General features: G+C 65.6%; 10 protein-coding genes. 3 read left to right on the forward strand and 7 right to left on the reverse strand.

What is annotated here, in order from left to right; genetic code table 11:
* Positions 1–93: 93 nt before the first annotated feature.
* Positions 94–1,848 (forward strand): malto-oligosyltrehalose trehalohydrolase, encoded by a 1,755-nt coding sequence (treZ, locus tag AC07NY_RS04085; RefSeq protein ID WP_494582012.1) that lies wholly within the window; start codon positions 94–96, stop codon positions 1,846–1,848.
* Between the two features lies 1 nt (position 1,849).
* Here the strand turns inward: treZ and treY are convergent, their stop codons facing one another.
* The 3 genes from treY to glgB all read right to left on the reverse strand — a co-directional run bounded on the left by treY (position 1,850) and on the right by glgB (position 9,043).
* Positions 1,850–4,720, reverse strand: a complete 2,871-nt coding sequence (gene treY / locus AC07NY_RS04090) for a malto-oligosyltrehalose synthase (RefSeq protein ID WP_494582014.1) — start codon at positions 4,718–4,720, stop codon at positions 1,850–1,852.
* A 76-nt stretch (positions 4,721–4,796) separates the two neighbouring features.
* On the reverse strand, positions 4,797–6,836 hold the full coding sequence (gene malQ, locus AC07NY_RS04095; protein WP_494582015.1) for a 4-alpha-glucanotransferase: 2,040 nt from the start codon (positions 6,834–6,836) through the stop codon (positions 4,797–4,799).
* The gene (glgB, locus tag AC07NY_RS04100; RefSeq protein WP_494582017.1) at positions 6,833–9,043 is read right to left on the reverse strand and encodes a 1,4-alpha-glucan branching protein GlgB; all 2,211 of its coding nucleotides are present in this window, start codon (positions 9,041–9,043) and stop codon (positions 6,833–6,835) included. Before glgB ends, malQ begins: the two co-directional genes overlap by 4 nt.
* A gap of 188 nt (positions 9,044–9,231) precedes the next feature.
* Here glgB and AC07NY_RS04105 point away from each other — a divergent pair, with 188 nt between their 5' ends.
* Positions 9,232–9,495 carry a DUF2934 domain-containing protein gene (locus tag AC07NY_RS04105; protein ID WP_310094102.1) on the forward strand — a complete coding sequence of 88 codons (264 nt, stop codon included), beginning with the start codon at positions 9,232–9,234 and terminating at the stop codon, positions 9,493–9,495.
* A 47-nt stretch (positions 9,496–9,542) separates the two neighbouring features.
* Here AC07NY_RS04105 and glgA read toward each other — a convergent pair whose 3' ends face one another.
* Positions 9,543–11,075 carry a glycogen synthase GlgA gene (gene glgA, locus AC07NY_RS04110; protein ID WP_494583670.1) on the reverse strand — a complete coding sequence of 511 codons (1,533 nt, stop codon included), beginning with the start codon at positions 11,073–11,075 and terminating at the stop codon, positions 9,543–9,545.
* 216 nt (positions 11,076–11,291) lie between these two features.
* On the opposite strand from glgA, the gene glgX (AC07NY_RS04115) reads away from it, so the two are divergent.
* Positions 11,292–13,364 (forward strand): glycogen debranching protein GlgX, encoded by a 2,073-nt coding sequence (gene glgX, locus AC07NY_RS04115; RefSeq protein WP_494582019.1) that lies wholly within the window; start codon positions 11,292–11,294, stop codon positions 13,362–13,364.
* Here the strand turns inward: glgX (AC07NY_RS04115) and glgX (AC07NY_RS04120) are convergent, their stop codons facing one another.
* From glgX (AC07NY_RS04120) to AC07NY_RS04130, 3 genes are all read right to left on the reverse strand, one after another.
* Positions 13,365–15,293: a glycogen debranching protein GlgX gene (glgX, locus tag AC07NY_RS04120; RefSeq protein ID WP_494582021.1), complete on the reverse strand. Its 1,929-nt coding sequence runs from the start codon at positions 15,291–15,293 to the stop codon at positions 13,365–13,367. It abuts the gene before it with no gap.
* 49 nt (positions 15,294–15,342) lie between these two features.
* Positions 15,343–17,808: a glycogen/starch/alpha-glucan phosphorylase gene (locus AC07NY_RS04125; RefSeq protein ID WP_494582023.1), complete on the reverse strand. Its 2,466-nt coding sequence runs from the start codon at positions 17,806–17,808 to the stop codon at positions 15,343–15,345.
* A gap of 518 nt (positions 17,809–18,326) precedes the next feature.
* Complete coding sequence (locus tag AC07NY_RS04130; protein WP_494582025.1) at positions 18,327–19,349, reverse strand: YihY/virulence factor BrkB family protein; 1,023 nt, start codon at positions 19,347–19,349, stop codon at positions 18,327–18,329.
* Positions 19,350–19,393: the final 44 nt, after the last annotated feature.

Below are 19,393 nucleotides of genomic sequence, written 5' to 3' on the forward strand. Positions count from 1 at the left end.
CGAGCCGATCGCTGCGTCAAAGCCGAGCCTCCACCGCTACGCCCGAACAGCCATGACGACTCCCACCGAAAACGCCCTGCATCGCGAACGCCTATGACCGAAAACGTGCGCGAGGATGGGAAGCGTTTCCGCTTCGGGGCATGGCGAACGGGTTCGGCCTCGACATTCCGATTATGGGCGCCCGCGCTTTCCGAGGTCCAGATCGAGATAGGCGGCGCCAGAAGAAGCGTCGCCATGGTTGCGATTGGCGGCGGCTGGTTCGAGCATCGGGCCGACCTGCCGTTCGGAACGCGGTATCGCTATCGCTCTCCGGAAGGACTGGTCTTTCCCGATCCCGCCTCGCGCCGCCAGGAGGGCGGGGTGCATGGCTGGAGCGTCCTGACCGACCCGGATTCCTATTCCTGGCGCTGCGCGAACTGGCGCGGCAGGCCCTGGCGCGAGACCGTGTTGTACGAAATTCACCCCGGCCTCGTCGGAGGCTTCGCGGGAATCGAGCGCGACCTGCCCCGCCTGGCCGAGCTCGGCATCACGGCTGTCGAGCTCATGCCGATCGCCGATTTCCCAGGCGAGCGCTCATGGGGATATGACGGCGTCCTGCCCTTCGCGCCGGCCGCAACTTATGGGACGCCCGACGACTTGAAGCGGCTGGTGGACCGGGCGCATGAGCTTGGCCTCGCCGTCCATCTCGACGTCGTGTTCAACCATTTCGGCCCGGATGGCTGCTACCTGCATGCTTATGCGCCGCAATTCTTCCGCGTCGGAAGTCACACGCCATGGGGCGCGGCGATCGATTTCGACCGGCCGGACGTGCGAGCCTATTTCATCGCCTGTGCGGTCCAATGGCTTGGCGAGTACCGGTTCGACGGTTTGCGGCTTGATGCCGTTCATGCGATTCCCTCGACCGAATTCCTGCTGGATTTCGAGCGCGAGGTCCGCAGCGCGGTTCCGGCAGACCGTCATATCCAGCTGGTGGTAGAGAACGACGCCAACGATTCCCGCTTGCTGTCGCGGTTCGACGCGCAATGGAACGATGATTTTCACCATGCCGTCCATGTCATGCTGACGGGCGAGGCCACGGCCTATTACGGCAGCTTTGCCGACGAGCCGATCCGCCATCTCGCGAGAGTGATGGCGGAAGGCTTCGCGTTCCAGGGCGAGGTCGCCTCCTTCAGTGGCGAGCCGCGCGGCTGGCCCAGCTCGGACCTGGCGCCGACCCGTTTCGTCAACTGCCTGCAGAACCACGACCAGATCGGCAATCGCCTGTTCGGCGACCGCCTCCTGGCATTGGCCGACCCTGCTGCGGTTCGCGTCGCCGTCGCGCTGCTGTTGCTTAACCCGCAAATTCCGCTGCTTTTCATGGGTGAGGAGTTCGGTAGCCGCACCCCGTTCCTGTATTTCACCGATCACCACGAGGAGCTTGCCCAGGCGGTCAGGGAAGGGCGTGCGCGCGAATTCGCCCACGTCGACCCCTGTGGCGAGACGAGGCTGTTCGACCCCAACGCCGCCGAGACCTTTAATGCAAGCAAGCCGGACGCGGGCGAGGACGGTGCGGAGTGGAGCGCGCTCTATCGCCGTCTCATCGCGCTTCGGCGCGATCGGGTGGTTCCTCATCTCGATACGTGTCGCAACATAGGCGCCGTTGCCCTCGGCTCGTCCGCCGTTCGGGCCTGTTGGCACCTCAGTGGTGGGACGCTGACGCTTCTGGCGAATTTCGGTGATGAGGCCGTCGGCGACAGGCCGCCTGAAGGCGCAGAGATCTTCGCGCTGGGCGAGGCGGAGCGGAGGCCGGACGGCCTGCTTCTCGGCGCAAGATCCTTCCGCGCTCTCCTCTCATGGGGTGCGAAATAGCTTAGCGGTTGCCGAGCAGCACCCGGCAGCCGAAGCTTCCATCCGCAAGCATGATTGCTTCGCCTGAAGCCGGTCCCCCCACGAGCGGCTGCCAGGTTCCGGATACGGAAGGCAACGCGACTGTCGTATCGGCCCACCATTCCGCTCGCAGGGAAAGCCCGTCGTCGACCCCGGCCGGACAACCGATCGGCACGACCACCGCGAGCGCCTCTTTTTCGGTCTCGCGGCAGAATGCGATCAGGTTCTCCGCCCGCGGGCCGTGCGCCGAAAGGGCGCGATAGCGACCGCTCCGGAAAAGTCGGGAATGATCGCGCCGCGTGGTGAGGAGCCTCCGCAGTACGATCTGTTTGATAAATCCGCTCTTCCAATCGGCCCGAAGGTGATCTTCATCCTCGCCTTGCAGGAGGGCCACCTGACGCGCCGCGAAATCCACCGGACGGCGGTTATCGGGATCGACCATGCTCAAATCCCAGAACTCACCGCCCTGATAGATATCGGGAATGCCGGGCACGGTGCATTGGAGCACCATTTGCGCCAGTCCGTTGAGGGCGCTTGCCGGCCCGATCCATGCAATATGGCGCTCCAGCGCCTCGCGGAAGCCAGGGCTGACATTCCGATCGAGCAGGGCGCGCAGGAAATTCCTGGTCAGTTGCTCGTAGTCTTGGTTCGGTGCGGCCCAGCCCGTGCGCAGCTTCGCCTCGCGCAATGCCTTTTGCCACCACCCGCCGATGCGGTCGGGATAATCGTCGGCGATCCCGCCTGCTGGCCAGGTGCCGATCAGCATCTGGTAGAGCATGTATTCGTCGCCGCGATCCAACCCCTCCGGGCGGATCGGGTCATTGAGCGCGAACCAGCGCTGGACGGCGTCCATCCAGGACTGCGGATCTTGGCTGAGCGTCGCGAGGCGGGCTCGAACATCGGCGCCGCGCTTGTGATCATGCGTCGAGAGGGCGAGCATGGCATCGGGCTGGAGACAGGCGCGATCGGCCATGGCGCTATGGAAGTCGGGGACCAGCAGCGCAAAGCGCGCCGCATCGAAACCGACATCGTTGCGGGAGAGCAGGCGGCCATAGCGATAGAACGCGGTATCCTCGACGCTGCGCGCGGCCAGCGGCGATGTAAGCTGGTTGAATCGCCGGATTACCGCACGTCTGGCACGCTGTTCCGATGCGACTTCGGTTCCGGTCAGGACGGCCACCACGAAGTCGATCGCGATGAGCTCGGCCTGCGGCTGGCCGCGCGCCGCCGCGACAGCCTCGGTGAAGCCGAGCCCGGGATCCTCCGGAGCCGACGCGCCGGTCAGATAGGTTCGGTAACGGCGCATGTTGCAGGCGATGGCCGTGATGGCACGTCTCATGGCGCCGCGCGGAATGTCGGCTTCGCGGCCCGCCGCCTGCGCCAGTGCCATCAGGCGAGCCGTGATCGCTTCCAGTTGCCCGTCGAAGGCATGTTCCAGCACCTCGCGGCGTGCCGCGATCTCCTCGTCGGCGAAGCTCGCGGGCCGCCCGCTGAGCTCCGACCAGAACAGGCCGAGCCGGTTCTCGTCATCGTCGGCATGGAGGACCGCGCTTGCCTGGTCCATGAAGTCGTAGCCCGTCGTCCCATCGGTTTTCCAATCGGCGGGCAGGACTTCGCCAGAAGCCAGGATCTTCTCGACCACGATCCAGGCTGGGCCCGGTGCGGCCCCGTCCGGGCGACGGGGCGCCAGCGCCGCGAGCCGGGCCCGCAGGGTCGCGCAGTAACCGGCCGGATCAGACAGTCCATCGACATGATCGATCCTGAGCCCGTCGATCCAGCCTTCCTCGTAGAGCGAGAAGGCGATGCGATGGGCTGCGTCGAAGGCGTCCGGCCGCTCCATCCGCATACCGGCGAGCTGCGTGATATCGAAGAAGCGGCGCCAGTTCAGCCGGTCGCCGGCATTGCGCCAGTAGTCGAGATGGAAATGCTGGCGCTCGATCAAGGTGCGCAGGGTTTCGGGCTCGCGCCGCGTCTTCGCTAGGGCATCACGGGCCTCCGCGTCATCCTCCGGTCGGATCGGAAAGAGGTGCTCGCCATAGCGTATGGCGAAGCCGTGACGCTCCGGGTCCTCGACCAGCGCGAGCTTTCCAGCTTCGAGCGCCTCGTCGAAAGGCTCCCCGAGGAACGGCATATGGATGCGCCCGTCGAGCAGCGGGTCTGCTTCTTCGAAATCAACATCGAACCAGCCGGCATAGGAACTGCTGCGCCCGTTCTTGAGCAGGTCGAGCCACATCGCATTGTCGTCGCCGCCGACGGCAACGTGGTTCGGCACGATATCGAGGATGATCCCCAGCCCTTCGGCCCGGAGGGCTCGGGCCATGGTGTGGAAGCCGTCGAGGCCGCCGAGCTCCGGGTTGACTGCGTCATAGCTGATCACGTCGTAGCCGTGCAGAGAGCCGGCGCGAGCGGCCAGGATCGGCGAGGAATAGACGTGGCTGACCCCGAGCCGGCCGAGATAGCGGGCAAGAGCGGCCCCGCTCGCGAAGGGAAAGCCTTTGTGGAACTGCAGCCGATAGGTGGCCCGCACCAGATGTGCCTGCGTCACGATACCCCCGTTTCCGCCGGCCGATCCGGGGCCGCCGCCTTCCTCCCAACGCGCTTTCAAGCCCTTGGGTTCGCCTCCGGTCCGCCGCGGCGAAGGTTTCGGAAACGGTTCCGCAAAACCGTCAGCATGGAACGGAACCTGACGCTCCGACGCGCGTTCAGCCGCCGGAGGTGAGCCATGCAAGTTGCCCCGATCCGCTCTCCTGTCGACATGCTGCGAGCGCAATCCCGTCTGAAGGTTCTGGGCATCTGTATGCCCGGTTCGGCGGACGCGATCGAAAGCGCCGCTCTGCGCGACGCCATCGCGCATTATCGCTGTGTCACCGAAACAATGGACATCGCCAGGCGACCATCCGGCGCCGACAGGCACGCGCACGCCTGAGCCATCAGCGCGACGGTCTGGCACCCAGCGGCGCCAACCGTTCGTCGAGATGGGCGCCATTGAGCGCATGGGCGGCATCGCCGGCAAGCCGGTGCCGCCAGTTCGGCTTTTCGAAGGTCGTGCCGGGGACATTGGGCTGCACGCGCAGGCCCAGCGCATCCTCGATCGGCGCGATCTTGAGTGTGCAGGGCGTCGCCGCGACATAGCGAATCGCCGCATCGACAACAGGGTCCGTATGCTCGGGCGCCGGGCGTTCGCCTTCCGCTAGGGCGGCATCCCTGAACGCACCCCAGAGCACGCCGCGATCCCAGGCCCTCGCCTCCTCGGCCTCGCCGGCGTCATCCGCCGCAAGATCGGAGCCGGCCCACCAGCCGGCGGTCGGCACGAGGTCATGCGTGCTGGTCAGCGCCACCGCATCGCGATCCCAATCCGAGGGCCGGACATAGCCATGCTGTGTCCGCTCGAAGCGTAGTACGCGAAGCCCGGCCACCCCCTGCTCGCGCAGATAGTCCCGGAAGCCGTAGGGCAGCGTGCCGAGATCTTCCCCGATGACGATGGCACGATGGCGCCAGGATTCGAGCGCGATCAAACGGAACAGGGTCTCCGACGGAAAGCTGACATAGGCGCCATCGAGCGCGCCCGCGCCTTCCGGGACGAGCCAGAGGCGGCTCATGCCCATGACATGGTCGATGCGGATGCCGCCGACATGGCGCAGGCTCGCCCGCAGCGTCTCGATAAAGGGCGCATAGCCGCTGGCCGCGAGGCCGCGCGGCGAAAAGGTTGTCAGCGCCCAGTTCTGGCCATCGGCGGCGTAATAGTCGGGCGGGGCGCCGATGCTCAGCCCGTGTAACACCTCGTCCTGGCGACTCCAGGCATGGCTGCCGGCGCCGTCCATGCCGATGGCGAGATCGGCGATGAGCCCGACGACCATACCGGCTTCCCGGCAGGCCTGCTGAGCAGCGCCATAGGACAGGCTCGTTAGCCATTGCAGGAAGATCTGGTATCGGACATCGCCCGCATGGGCCTCGGCGAAGGCCGCTACTTGCGGACTGTCGGGGTCACGATAGCCGGGCTGCCAGTCGCGCCAGGACCGCACGGTCGGGTCGCGCGCCAGTTCGGTGGCATGCAGGACCTCGAAGATCGCGTGGGAGCACAGCAGGGGCGTGGCCTCCGTGGCATAGCGCTCGAAGGCGGCGCGGCTCTCCCCGGCCTTGTCCAGTTGATCGAAGAGCGCGCGCAGGAACCGTTGCCGGAGCGGCGTCGCGGCCAGCCAGTCGATCTGGTCGAGCCCGGAGAGCCGCTCCATCTCCTCGTCAAGGCCGGCTTGCGCGGCGATGGTCGCCAGCAAAGCGTCGGGGAACGCAGCCGCAGGATCGGCGTGCAGCGGATTGTAGAACAGTCGCGTCGAGGGCGAGTACGGGCTGAACTGACCGGGCAGCGCGCCGTAGAGCGCATGAACCGGGCTGATCGCCAGGGCATCGGCGCCACGGCCGGCGGCTGCCCGGCCCAGCGCGGCCGCGCCGGCGAAATTGCCGATCCCGCCGTCATGGGCGCTGCGCAAGGAATAGATCTGCGCCGCAAGACCCCAGCCTGGCCGGCCTCCGGACAAGTCGGAAAAGGTGACGCAGCGCGCCGGTGCAACCGCAACGGTGATCGCTTCAACGCCAAATTGGATAGTGTGGTAACCGGGCTGATCGAAGGCAGGTAGAAGCAGGCGCTCGCCAGCCCTTTCCGCCTGGAGAACGCGGCGCGTTCCATCCTCCAGGATCATCTCGATATCCGCGTCTTCATTGCTGGCGATGGGGAGGTCGATCGGCTGCCCGACCCGCCCGGTCAGGAAGCGCGTCGATCCCGAGGGCGGAAGTGCTTCGACGGCGGCCAGCGAATTGCGCAAAGCCTCGTCGGTGTCGCCGGGCAGGCCGAGCGCGCGCAGGATCGCGCGCAGGCTGTCGGGCGTGACCTGGCGCAGCGCGCCGGTCTGGTCGGTCCATTCGGGCGCGATGCCGGCGCGGGTGGCGAGCTGGCGCAGGATGTCATCGGTCATGCGACCGCTCCCGCATGCTCCAATACGAGCAGCGCGAGCGGCGGGAGGGTCAGCGACAGCGACTGCGCCTGTCCGTGCGATGCTATCGGTTCCGCCATCGCGTGCCCGCCATTGCCGAGCCCGGCGCCGCCATAGCCTTCCGCATCACTGTTAAGACGCTCCGCCCAGGCTCCCGCGGCAGCGACACCGATCCGGTAATCGTGGCGCGGCACCGGCGTCATGTTGGCGATCACCAGGAACGGCGGCCTGCCGTCGCCGGCTGAGCGCGTGAAGGCGAAGACGGCATTGGGCTGGTCATCCGCAATCAACCAGCCGAAGCCCTCCGAGCTGTGGTCGAGCCGGTGCAGGGAAGGGGTGCCGCGATAGAGCGCATTGAGATCGCGCACCAGTTGCATGGCCCCGCGACGGCGGCCGTCATCGTCCGAAGGCCAGGGGAAGGGCGCATCGACGTTCCATTCCTCCTCCTGGCCGAACTCGCAGCCCATGAACAGCAGCTTCTTGCCGGGATGGGTCCACATCAGGGAAAGGCACAGCCGCAGATTGGCGAAGCGCTGCCAGTCGTCGCCGGGCATGCGGGAGAGGAGCGAGCCTTTGCCGTGCACCACCTCGTCATGCGAGATCGGCAGCACGAAATTCTCGGAGAAGGCGTAGATCAACCCGAAGGTGACGTCGTCGCCGTGATGGCCGCGATGGATCGGATCCCGTGCGAAATAGCGCAAGGTGTCGTGCATCCAGCCCATGTTCCATTTGAAGTGGAAGCCGAGTCCACCATGATGGACCGGCGCTGTGACGCCGGGCCAAGCCGTCGATTCCTCGGCGATGGTGATGGCGCCGCGTCCGCGTGCGCCGACGAGCGTGTTGAGCTCCTGGAAGAAGGAGATCGCCTCGAAATTCTCGCGACCGCCGAGATGGTTCGGCACCCATTCGCCGGGCTCGCGGCTGTAGTCGCGATAAAGCATGGACGCGACCGCATCGACGCGCAGTCCGTCGAGATGGAAGGTCTCCAGCCACCAGAGCGCCGACGCGATCAAGAAGCCCCGAACCTCGCGCCGGCCGACATTGTAGATCAGTGTGTTCCAGTCGCGGTGGAAGCCCTGGCGGGGATCCTCATGCTCGTAGAGGGCCGTTCCGTCGAAGCGCGCGAGCCCGTGCTCGTCCGAGGGGAAATGGGCAGGCACCCAGTCCAGGATCACGCCGATACCGGCCGCATGGCAACGATCCACGAATCTGGCGAAGGCCTCGGGCGGGCCCAGTCTTGCCGTGGGCGCGAAGAGGCCGAGCGGCTGATAGCCCCATGAACCTCCGAAGGGATGCTCTGTGATCGGCAAGAGCTCGACATGGCTGAAGCCCATATGCTCAAGATAGGGGATCAGCCTGTCGCAGGCCTCGTCCCAACTGCCCATCCGGCCCCATTCGGTCCTGAGCCAGGAGCCGACATGAACCTCGTAGATGGCGAGTGGCTCCGCTATCGGGTTCGCATGCTCGCGCCTTTCCAGCCACGCGGCGTCGCTCCAGCTGAAATCCGGCGCAGCGGCGACGATGGAGCCGGTGCGGGGCGGCTCCTCGTGCCGGCGTCCGAGCGGATCGGCCTTCCAAGGCAGCTTTTCGCCATTCTGTGCGGTGATCGCATATTTATAGACGGCGCCCGGGCCGATGCCGGGGATGAACAGCTCCCAGATGCCGGGCCCGAGCCGGCGTCGCATCGGGTGGCGGCGGGCGTCCCAGCTGTTGAAATCGCCAACGACCGCGACCTGCGCGGCATTCGGTGCCCAGACGGCGAAGAGCACGCCCTCGACGCCGTCGAAAGACCACGGATTGGCGCCGAGCCGTGTCGAAAGGTCGAAATGGCGCCCCTCGGCAAAGAGATAGATATCGTCCTCCGACAGTGACAGGCCGAAGGCGTAGGGATCGGCCGCCTCTACGATGCCGTCGGGCCAGGAAATGCGCAGCCGGTAGGAGCCTTCCGTCGGGGCGGATACCTGGAAGACGCCGTCACCTTGCGTGATCATCGGCACCGCGCTGCGTTCCTCGCCCTCTCCGGTGACAAGTTCGGCGTAGTTGCAGCCGGGCAGGAACGCCCGCACGAAGCTGCCACCGGTGAAGTCGTGGCGACCCAGGATGGCGAAGGGGTCGGGATGGCGCCCCTCCTCCAGCAACACCCGATCGTGTTGAGGCAGGGCGGGCAGAGACGGTGCAGACTGGCGCATAAACGGGCTTATCCGAAAGACGAGAGGTGTTCCGCCCGGGAGGTGGAATCGGCGATGATGCAACGCAGCCGAACTGGTCTCCGTTCCGCAACCACACCCTCGCCGAAAGGCGGGGGCGGTCGGCGGAACCAACCACTCCTGCTGCCGTTCATCCACCGCGTTTCAGCCGCCTTTCGAGGAGACAGATGATGAGCCGGGAACAGATCGTCCGCGATACCGCTTATGCGATCTGGGAGGCCGAGGGTAAGCCCGAAGGCCGCGATGCCGAGCACTGGCGACTGGCCGAAGAGCGGGTCCCTGCGAGCACCGGTCAACCCGCCAAGGCGGCGAAGCCGACCAAGGCCAAGGTATCCGCGACCGCGAACGACAAGCCGAAAGCGACCGCCCCGGTCAAGAAGGCGGCTACCGGAAACAAGGGGGCGAGCAAATCCGCCCCGAAGGCAAAAGCCTGAGTTGGATTCGCTCGGAAATACTGAACGGCACCGCCTGATCGCCATAATCAGGCGGCGAGCGCGCGGGCATAGACATCCGCATAGCGGAAGCTCGGCCGGCGCCAGTCGAAGCGCTTGGCCATGGCGTGATCCCGCATTTGCCTGAACGACCGCTTGGAGCGGAAGGCTTCGAGTGCCCGGGCCACGGCCCCGGTCAGCCCCGCCCCGGTGAGGCTGGAAAACAGGAAGCCGGACAATCCGTCTTCGATGGTGTCGACGAGCCCGCCCGTCCGATAGGCGATCGGCAAGGCGCCCGAGCGCTGCGCATACATCTGGCTCAGCCCGCAGGGCTCGAAGCGCGAGGGCATCAGCAGGAAATCGCTCGCGGCGAACAGCCGCCTTGCCTCGTTGTCGTCGAAGCCGATGCGGGCGGCGACGGCGCGCGGATATCGCCGCGCCAGTTTCTCGACGGCTTCCTCGATGCGCGGCTCACCGCGTCCGGTCACGACGAGCTGCCCGCCCTGGGCAACGATCGTCTCGGCAGCCTCCAGAGAGAGATCGATGCCCTTCTGGTGGACGAGGCGGGAGATGATCGAGAAGAGCGGGCCGCGTGAATCCGGCAGGTCGAACGTTCGGCGGATGTCGGCGGCGTTGCGCCGCTTCCATTGCCGGATAATCTGGTCGCCGGTGCGCCCGCCATCGATCAGCGCATTCCAGCTGTCGTCGATGCCGTTGACGATTCCGGTCAGCCGGCCTTCGTGCATCCGTGTCTTGAGAAGGCCGTCGAGCCCGCAGCCATGCTCGGCGGTGGTGATCTCATTGGCATAGGTTTCGCTCACTGTGGTGACGTGAGAGCCGTAATAGATGCCGCTCTTCAGGAACGAGATCTTGCCATGAAATTCGGCGCCGTTGATGTTGAAGGCGAGGTCCGGGATGCCCAGAAGTCGCATGCGCTGCGGGTGGTATAGCCCCTGATAGGCTAGGTTGTGGATCGTCAGGATCGACGGGGTCGCGAGGCCCTTCCAGCGCATGTAACCGGGTGCAAGGGCGGAAGGCCAGTCATTCACATGGACGACGTCGGGCTTCCAGTTCGGGTCGGCCTCGCCGGCGGCGATCTCCGCGGCGGCGAGCGATAGCCGTCCGAAGCGGATGTCGTTGTCGCCGAAATCGCCCCCGCCGAACGGGCCATAGGGCGAGCCGTCACGGTCATAGAGCTCATCGCAGAGGACGGTATAGACGATCAGGCCGTCACTTGTGGTGAAGCGGCCGAGCGACCATGGCGGCAGGCCGGCTACGCGCGGCATCTGCCGGACGACATCCATCGCCGGTCTCGCCTTACGGACCTGCCGGAAGCCGGGCAGCAGGACGCGCACCTCGCAGAACTTCCGCAATTGCCGGGGCAAAGCGGTCGAGACCTCGCCGAGACCGCCGGCCTTGATGAAGTCGCCCATCTCGGAGGTGACGAAGAGCAATTTCGTGGTGGCTGCGATCGGAGAGGGGCGGTCGGCAATGTCGTCCTTGACAGCGGGCGCGTAATGCAACGCGTGGCCGGACGTCGCAGGCGCGCCTCCGATCTCGGCCAGCTTAAGCACATCTGTCATCGTCACGCCCTCGGCATCCGCGAAGCACAACAGGCCGCCGCGAACCAGGTTCCGGCAGCGCGGCGAAATATTTAGGCAAGAACGGGGCCAGCGATCCGGAACCGCTTTAGCACCACCACGTTGCTGCCATCACGGCGAAGATGGAGCGCCCTGCGGCGATGATCCTCCCTTCTGCACGCTCGACGCGAAGGTGCTGTGACATGGCGGGAGTGCGACATGACGGGTTTTGAGATCAGGCCCGGCCGGGCTTCGGAACTCGGCGCCGTGGTCGATGGCGAGGGGACGAATTTCGCTTTGTTCTCGGCCCATGCCGAGCGCGTCGAGCTCTGCCTGTTCGACGAGGCGGGGCAGACGGAAACCGCGCGCATCACGCTGCCGGAATACACCGACGAGATCTTCCATGGCTACCTGCCGGGCGTCGGGCCCGGGCAACGCTACGGCTATCGCGTCCATGGTCGTTTTGCCCCGGAGGAGGGGCATCGCTTCAACCCGAACAAGCTGCTGCTCGATCCTTATGCGCGGGAGTTTTCCGGCGCCGTCGACTGGAATGACGCGCATTACGGCTACGAGATAGGCGCCGGGGACGACCGCGACCTCAGCTTCAGCGAATTCGACAGCGCGCCCTACATGCCGAAATGCGTGGTGGTCGACTGGAATGCAGATCCGCAGCGTCCCGCCGCGCCCGGTATCGGGTGGGACCGGACCATCTTCTACGAGACGCATGTGCGCGGCTTCACGCAATTGCACCCCGCCGTGCCCGAAGCACGCCGCGGCACCTTCGACGGTCTCGCCGAGCCGGCCGTGATCGACTACATCAAGAGTCTCGGCGTCACCGCGGTCGAGCTCCTGCCGGTGCATGCCTATCTCGACGACCATCACCTCGTCGCCAAGGGCCTGTCCAACTACTGGGGCTACAACACGATCGGCTTTTTCGCGCCGATGCCGCGCTATCTCGGGCGAGCCGGCCTGTCCTCGTTCCGCGACATGGTCCGCCGCTTTCATGATGCCGGGCTCGAGGTCGTCCTGGACGTGGTCTACAACCACACGGCCGAAGGTAACGAGCTTGGACCGACGCTCTCCTTCAAGGGCATCGACAACTTCTCCTATTACCGCACGATGCCGGGCGAGCCGCGCTACTATATCAACGACACCGGCACCGGGAACACGGTCAATACCTCGCACCCGCGCGTCCTCCAGATGGTGATGGATTCGCTGCGCTACTGGGTCGAGGTCATGGAAGTCGACGGCTTCCGCTTCGATCTCGGCACCATCCTCGGCCGCGAGCCGCACGGGTTCGATCCGCGCGGCGGGTTCTTCGACGCGATGGGGCAGGACCCGGTCCTGCGCAAGGTCAAGCTCGTTGGCGAGCCCTGGGACATCGGCCCAGGCGGCTATCAAGTTGGCGGCTTTCCGCCGGGCTGGGCGGAGTGGAACGACAAGTACCGCGACACGATCCGCGCCTACTGGAAAGGCGAGGAGGGGATCATCCGCGATCTTGCAGCTCGCATTACCGGATCAGGGGACGTCTATGACCAGCGGGGCCGGCGGCCCTGGGCGAGTGTGAACTTCATCACCGCCCATGATGGCTTCACGCTGGCTGATCTCGTCTCCTACAACGACAAGCACAACGAGGCGAACGGCGAGGACAACAAGGACGGCCACGGCCATAACCTCTCGTTCAACCACGGTGTGGAAGGGCCGACCGACGACGAAGGCATCATCGCGGTGCGCGAGCGCCAGAAGCGCAACCTCCTGGCGACGCTGCTCCTGTCCCACGGAACTCCGATGCTGCTCTCCGGCGACGAGCACGGCCATTCCAACCGCGGCAACAACAACGTCTATGCGCAGGACAACGAGACCGCCTGGATGCGCTGGGACGAGATCACAGGGCGTGACGACGCGCTCGCCGGCTTCGTCAAGCGGGTGATCGCCTTGCGCGCCGAGCATCCGATTTTCCGCCGGGCGTCCTTTCGCGACGGCTGCCTGCTGCGCTGGGTCAATCCGGCTGGTGGCGAGCAACTGGAGGAGCACTGGGATGATCCCGGCGTGCTCGCGATCGGCCTGCTGATGCATATGCCGGATGTCGAGGCGGGCGGCGACGAGGCGCTGATCCTGTTCAACGCCTTCGACGGCGAGGTCGTCTTCAAGGTCCCGCCGCGGGTAAAGGCGGGCTCGTGGTCGGTGGTGCTGGATACGGAGACCGGCCCGAACTCGGATGAAGGCAGGAAAGGGCTGAAGGCGGATCAGGAAATCTCGCTCTCGCCCCGCTCCCTGATCGTGCTGATGTGATCAGGCCTTCCGCCACAGCGCGACGCTGCGGGCGGAAAGCACGGTCTCCGAAGCATCATCGGAGATGAACAGCCGCTCCCATCGCCCCGCCGGAAGCGTCAGGGGCACTGTTTCGCGGCTCCGGTTGACGGCGATGAGGAGGCTCTCGTCGCTGCCGGCGAGGAGCAGGCAGAACGCATCGAGGCTCACCCATTCCTGATCGGCGATCGGTGTTGCGTCAGGTTTCAGCCAGGCGGCGTCCGGTGGCTCGCCCCTGCCGGTCAGGAAGGTCTCGCCTGCCAGAAGCGGGTGGCGGCGACGCAGCGCTGCAAGCGACGCGACGATGGCTATGCGCTCGTCGTCGGCGCGCTCCCAGTCCAGCCAGGATGTTGGATTGTCCTGCGCATAGGCGTTGTTGTTGCCGTTCTGCGTGCGCCCAAACTCATCGCCGGCCGTCAGCATCGGGATGCCGCGCGAGAGGAAGAGCGTTGCGAGCAGGGCACTGATGTCGCGACCGCGTGCGGCTTCGAGACGCGCGTCGCGTGTCGGACCTTCGATGCCTGTGTTCCAGCTATGGCTGTCATTGTCGCCGTCGCGATTGTCCTCGCCATTCGCCTGGTTGTGCTTGCGCTCGTAGGAGACGAGGTCGCGAAGCGTGAAGCCGTCATGGGCGGCGATGAAGTTGATGCTGGCGCGCGGCCCGCGATGGTCGCGAGCGAAGAGATCGGAGGAACCGGTAAGCCGTGTCGCAAGCGCGCCCGCCGCGCCGCCGTCGCCGCGCCAGAAGCGACGGACATCATCGCGATAGCGCCCGTTCCATTCGGCGAAGGGTGCAGGGAACTCGCCGAGGCGGTAGCCGCCTAGGCCGATGTCCCAGGGCTCGGCGATCAGGATGGCGCGCGAAAGCTCCGGATCCTGCAGGATGGCCGCGAAAAGCGGCGCGTCGGGCGTGAAGCCAGCTTCCGTCCGCCCCATCACCGTTCCGAGATCGAAGCGGAAGCCGCTGACGCCGAGGCGCAGCCAGTAACGCAGGCAATCCATCGCCAGACGCACCACGGGTGCCCGGTCGAGCGCCAGCGTATGGCCGCAGCCGGTATCGTTGACGAGGCGGCCGGGATCGTCGGCCGCATGGCGGTAATAGACGGCATTGTCGAGGCCGCGCAGGCTGATCGTGGCGCCGAACTCGTCGCTTTCGGCGGTATGGTTCAGGACGATGTCGAGGATCACGCCGATACCGGCGCCGGCATAGGCAGAGCAGAGCGCTGCCAGCTCGGCCCGCCCGCCGGCGGCGAGACGTGGATCGAGCGCGAAGAAGTTGACGGGGTTGTAGCCCCAGGCATTGGCGAGCCCGAGCGGCGGCAGATGGCGCTCATTCATCCAGGCCGCGACCGGCATCAGCTCGACATGGCTGACGCCCAATCCCTGGAGATGGGCGATGATGGCGGGCTCGCGCAGGGCAGCGAGCGTTCCGCGGAGCGTCTGCGGCACGTCCGGATGGCGCATGCTGAACGATCGGACGGCGAGCTCATAGATGAAACTGGGAGGGGCCGCGGCATTCTGCGCGTCGCCCAGCGCCGGCAGGGGTGCGGGCAGGGGCTGGACGATGCAGCGCGGCACCAGCGCCGATGTCTCCGCGCCATGACGGGCGAGTTCTGGATCCCAGCGGAACGGGCGGTCGATCCGTGTCGCGTAGGGGTCGACGAGCAGCTTCGCCGGATCGAACCGGTGGCCGTGCTCGGGCTGCCACGGTCCCTCGACGCGCAGGCCGTAGCGCAGCCCCGCTCCGGCGCCTTCGAGCAGGCCGTGATGGATGTCCCCGCCCCGGCAAGGCAGCGCGAGCGATGCCAGCTCCGTCTCGCCGGACTCGTCGAAGACGGAAACGAGGACGCGGCTGCCATGGTGCGAGTAGACGGCGAGGCAGACCCCACCATCTACGATGGAAGGGCCCATGCGCACCGGCCGCGGGCAGGGCCTGATCCTCACCGGCGACGCCGAGGCATCAGCCTTGCCCCGGAACCGAGGCCGGCAGGTTCCAGATGCGCTGGGCATACTCCCCGATAGCGCGGTCGGCGCTGAACCATGCGCAATGCGCGGTGTTGTTCACCGACATGCGCCACCATTTTGCTTGGTCGGCCCAGAGGCTGTCGATCCGCCGCTGCGTCAGGCGATAGCTCTCGAAATCATTGAGAACCATGAACCAGTCATTCGCGAGGAGGCTGTCCACCAAGCCGGTATACCGGTCGCGATCGCGCGGGGAATAGGCGCCGCCGGAGACCGCATCGAGAACGCCCTCCAGATGAGCCGAGGCGCGGATGATCTCGGTGCTCGGCCGTGGATTGCGCCGCGTCGCCTCGACCTCTTCCGCCGTCATACCGAAGATCGCGATATTGTCAGCGCCGACGCGCTCGCCGATTTCGATATTGGCGCCGTCGAGCGTCCCGATCGTGATGGCTCCGTTCAGCGCGAACTTCATGTTACCGGTGCCGGATGCCTCCATGCCGGCCGTCGAGATCTGCTCCGAAAGGTCCGCAGCCGGGATGATGGTCTCGGCGAGGCTGACATTGTAATTCGGCAGGAACACCACCTTGAGCCGGTCGCGCGTGCTGATGTCGTTGTTCACCACGGTGGCGACGTCGTTGATCAGGTTGATGATGGACTTGGCGGTTGCGTAGTTCGAGGCGGCCTTGCCGGCGAAGATCTTCACGCGCGGCGCCCAGTCGCGATAGGGCTCGGACCGGATGGCGTCGTAGAGGGCGATCGTCTCGAGGATGTTGAGCAGCTGGCGCTTGTATTCGTGGATGCGCTTGATCTGCACGTCGAAGAGAGCGGTGGGGTCGACCGTGACGCCGCAATCCTGGCGGATGATCTTCGCGAGGCTGAGCTTGTTCTCGCGTCGGATCGTGGCCAGCCGGTCGTGGACCGAGGGGTCGTCGGCATGTTTCGCGAACTGGCGGATCAATCCGATATCGTCCGAGACCTTTTCCCCGCAGGTTTCCTTGAGCAGGTTCGTCAGACCTGGATTGGCGTTGAGAAGCCAGCGGCGCGGCGTGATCCCGTTGGTGACATTGGTGATCCGGTCGGGGAAGACCCGATGCAGCGGCGCAAACACCGTTTCCTTCATCAGGTTCGAGTGCAGGGCCGAGACGCCGTTGACCTTGTGCGAGCCGACGAAGGCGAGATGCGCCATCCGCACACGCCGACCGTGATACTCGTCGATCAGCGAGAGGGAGGAGAGGTCGGAATCGGGCGCGTCGCGGCGGACCCCGTCGAGGAAGCGGGCATTGATGCCGAAGACGATCTGCATATGGCGCGGCAGGAGCCGCTCCATCAGCGCGACCGGCCAGGTTTCCAGCGCTTCGGGCAGGAGCGTGTGATTGGTATAGGAGATCGTCGCCGTCGTGATCTCCCAGGCGCGCTCCCATTCGAACCCGTGCTCGTCGATCAGCAGGCGCATCAGCTCTGCCACCGCGAGCGAAGGGTGGGTGTCGTTGAGCTGGATCGATGCCTTGTCGGCCAGGTTTTGGAGCGTGCCGAACTGGCGATAGTGCCGGCGGATCAAGTCCTGCAACGAGGCGGAGGTGAAGAAGAATTCCTGCCGCAAGCGCAATTCCTGCCCGACCGGGGTCGAGTCGTTGGGATAGAGCACCTTCGAGATCGCTTCCGCGCGATTGCGTTCAGCCACGGCTCCCAACAGATCGCCCTGGTTGAAGGCGTCGAGAGACAGCGGATGCATCGCCCGCGCGCGCCACAGGCGCAAGGTATTGGCGCCGCGCCCCCGCCAGCCGACGACGGGCGTATCGTAGGCGACCGCGAAGACCGTTTCCTCCGGGGCCCAGAACACCTGGCCGGGCTTTTCGGTCGCGGCCAAGGATCCGCCGAAGCCGATCTTGTAGGCGCTCTCGCGCCGCTCGAACTCCCAGGGGTTGCGGAAGGACAGCCAGTCTTCGGGAACCTCGATCTGCCGGCCGCCGTCAATGCGCTGCTTGAACAGTCCGTGATCGTAGCGGATGCCGTAGCCGAGCGCCGGGACGCCGGTCGAGGCCATGGCCTCCATGTAGCAGGCTGCGAGGCGCCCGAGGCCGCCATTGCCGAGCGCGGCGTCAGGTTCGAGGTTCTCGATATCGGCGAGGTCGACGCCGAGTTCCCGCAGCGCCTGGGCCATCGCCCCGGTCAGGCCGAGATTGTTCAGCGTGTCGGCGAGCGAGCGGCCGATAAGGAATTCCAGGGAGAGGTAGTAGACCCGCTTCCTGCCGGTCGCATAGCTCTCGCGGGTCGATTTCTGCCAAACGTCGATAACTTGGTCGCGCGCGGCGAGAATCGCTGCCGTCAGCCAGTCATGCGCCTGCGCGACGGCCGGGTCCTTTCCAAGCGAATAGGAGAGCTTGCGTATCACCTCCGCCTTGATGCGCTCAACCTGCTCGTCGGGCTCATAGTGGATGGAGACTTCAGGAAAGGCGGTTGGCAAAATAACGGTCCCCGATCTGAAATGGTGTTCTCACGTTCGCGGAATGCCGTGACCACATCAAGACTCATCCGACGTCAAATGCCGATCGGCGGCCTGATGCCCATGCGCGCGATCTGCGTCGAGCGACCGCCAGACTTCGAAAAATCGGGCGGATGTTTAGGCCCATCCGCGCAAGGCTCGGGTAGACACCCGACGCCTATCTCTTTAGGCGCCCGCGATGAATTGGATCGCAGTCATCGGAACATGCGCTGCACTGTGCTCTACCATCAGCTTCGTCCCCCGGCTTGGCGGATCGTTAGGACGCGCGATACGCAGGCGATCTCGCCGGTGACTTACAGTTTCACTGTCACCCGCTTTGCCCTCTGGATAGCTTACGGTTTGGGCCTTGGCGACTGGCCACTCATCGAACAGCATTTGCTTCGTTCTCTCCGCCTTCATCCTCTTGATGACGCCCCTGCCACGGGAAACGAAGGATGCTGTAGCGGATCGGATCTCCATCGTTCTGGGCGCGGGCTTAGCTATGGTTTGCGATCCGCCGCGTCAGCGCCGCGCGCTCCAATCGGCATCGGAAAACCCTCTGTGGTATCCCGGTCAGTCTGCCGCTCGGCCTCCGCATTCAGCTCGGCCCCAACCAGCAGGATCGTGGCAGACAGCCACATCCAAGTCATCAATCCTATGACCGCGCCGACCGCCCCGTAAGCCTTGTTGTAATCCTCGAAATTAGCCACGTACCAAGAAAACAGGATCGACCCGATGACCCAGGCAACCGCAGCAACCAAGGCGCCGGGGCTCACCCACTTCCACTGCGCGTCATCACGGCTAGGTCCGAAGCGATACAGAATTCCGAGGCCGACGACGAGCGCGATGAACAGCAGAGGCCAACGCCCTACCGATATGAGCCCTTCGCTCGCGGACCCCAGGTACACGTAGTCGAGGATGATCGGAATTGCCGCGATCGCGCCCAATGAGATCAGAAGGAACGCTAAGATGCCTGCGGTGAAGGCGAGAGAAACCGCATTGAGCCTCAGGAATCCCCTTTTTTCGTCCTCGCCGTAAGCGACGTTCAATGCATCGAACAAGGCCTTTACGCCGGCGTTGGCGCTCCACAACGCCATTGCTAGGCTGAAGAAGAATGCGAGCCCGAGGGTCGCGCCGTTGCCGCTGCCGATACGGGTGACCTGGTCGGTGAGAAAGTCGGCCGCCCCTGCCGGAAGGAAGGCGTCTAGCCCACGAAGATGGCCGGCGATCGCGCTTGGATCGTTGAAGAGGGTATAAAGCGAAACGAAAGCTGTCAGAGCCGGGAAGAGAGCGAGCAGGCTGTAAAACGTGACCCCTGCTGCCACCGCCTGCACGCGGTCGCGATTGACCTCCGAGTAGGTGCGGGCGAGGATCTCGTGCCAACCCCGTGCCGGAATCTGCGTGGGTGCTGATGCCCCGACTCCGGCCGCGGAACGGCCCTCCGCCTTGGCTGCGTATTTCCGTTCGCGACGGTCTGCGCGGGGACTGCCCACGGCGAGTGCTACGGCGCCGACGATGCCCACAACTCCAAGGGCGAATGGAAGCGCGCGGTAGCATGCGCGACATC

The organism is Allobosea sp. GW821-FHT09G06, from assembly GCF_059416005.1.